Origin of the sequence: Neisseria sicca 4320 (genome assembly GCF_000193735.1) — a bacterium.
Lineage (GTDB): Bacteria > Pseudomonadota > Gammaproteobacteria > Burkholderiales > Neisseriaceae > Neisseria > Neisseria sicca_E.
On the sequence record NZ_AEPF01000157.1, the window covers coordinates 1 to 1,420 of the forward strand.

Here is a 1,420-nt window from a genome sequence, read left to right on the forward strand (position 1 = left end):
GCCGGACAAAACTCGCCAAGTTTCTGACTGAACACCTGATTGATCCCTGCCCATACCTGATTGGGTGCGTTTACTCCGACAACGGTACGGAATGAGACCCTTGGATTCGGATTTCAAGTGCAACACTATGATGGTACCAGTGGTTGGAACAGATTCAAGAATAAAACACTTGGCGTTTCGTAGCCAAGTGTTTTTCTTGGCCGGTGGTTCAACTCATCTTGAACCCTGCGTATCTCCCGATTACTGATGTTTCGGAAATCGGTTTGTTTGGGGGGAAATATTGGCGGATGAGTCCGTTGGTGTTCTCATTCAGCCCTTTCTCCCAAGAATGGTAAGGGCGGCAAAAATAAGTCTCCGCTTTCAATGCTTTGGCTATTTTGGTGTGTTGGTAAAATTCTTTGCCGTTGTCCATGGTTATGGTGTGCACTCTGGCTTTATGTGCCCTTAATACCCTAATGGCCGCTAGGGCAGTGTCTTCGGCCTTTAAGTTATCCAATTTGCAGATGATGGTGTAGCGGGTAACGCGTTCGACCAAGGTCAATAATGCGCTTTTCTGATCTTTGCCGACGATGGTGTCGGCCTCCCAATCGCCGATGCGGGTTTTCTGGTCGACGACGGCGGGTCGGTTTTCTATGCCGACGCGGTTGGGCACTTTGCCTCTGGTCCATATGCTGCCGTAGCGTTTGCGGTAGGGTTTGCTGCATATTCTGAGATGTTGCCACAAGGTGCCGCCGTTGCTTTTGTCTTGGCGAAGGTAGCGGTAAATGGTGCTGTGGTGGAGCGTGATTTGGTGGTGTTTGCGCAGGTAGGCGCATACTTGTTCGGGACTGAGTTTGCGGCGGATAAGGGTGTCGATGTGTTGAATCAGCTGCGAATTGAGTTTATAGGGTTTTCGCGGGTGCTGTTTGGTAAGCCGGTTTTGCCGTTGCGCTTTTTCGGCACTGTATTGCTGTCCTTGGGCACGGTGCCGTTTGATTTCGCGACTGATGGTGCTTTTGTGGCGGTTAAGCTGTTTGGCGATTTCGGTGACGGTGCAGTGGCGGGACAGGTATTGGATATGGTATCGTTCGTCTTGGGTCAGTTGTGTGTAGCTCATGGCAATCTTTCTTGCAGGAAAGGCCGTATGCTACCGCATACCGGCCTTTTTCTGTTATGGAAAGTTGCACTTTAAATGCGAATCCGCCGACCTTTGCAAAAAAGCCCTTCCTTCGACAGCCGAAACCCAAACACAGTTTTTCGGCTGTTTTCGCCCCTAATTGCGCCTAATTTCACCCAAATGTCCCCTTAATCCTCCCCGGATACTTGATAAACAGGCATCCGGGCCGCCGTTTAGGCGGCCACAGGCACACTTAGCCTGTTAGCCGCTTTCAACAGGTTCAAACACATCGCCTTCAGATGGCTTTGCGCACTCACTTTGAGC

Annotated in this window: 1 pseudogene; it reads right to left on the reverse strand. The window is 50.6% G+C overall.

The annotated features are described in order from the left end of the window. Positions 1-125 precede the first annotated feature (125 nt). Positions 126-1,096, reverse strand: a pseudogene (locus tag NSCA4_RS13270) (IS30 family transposase). Between the last annotated feature and the right edge of the window lie 324 nt (positions 1,097-1,420).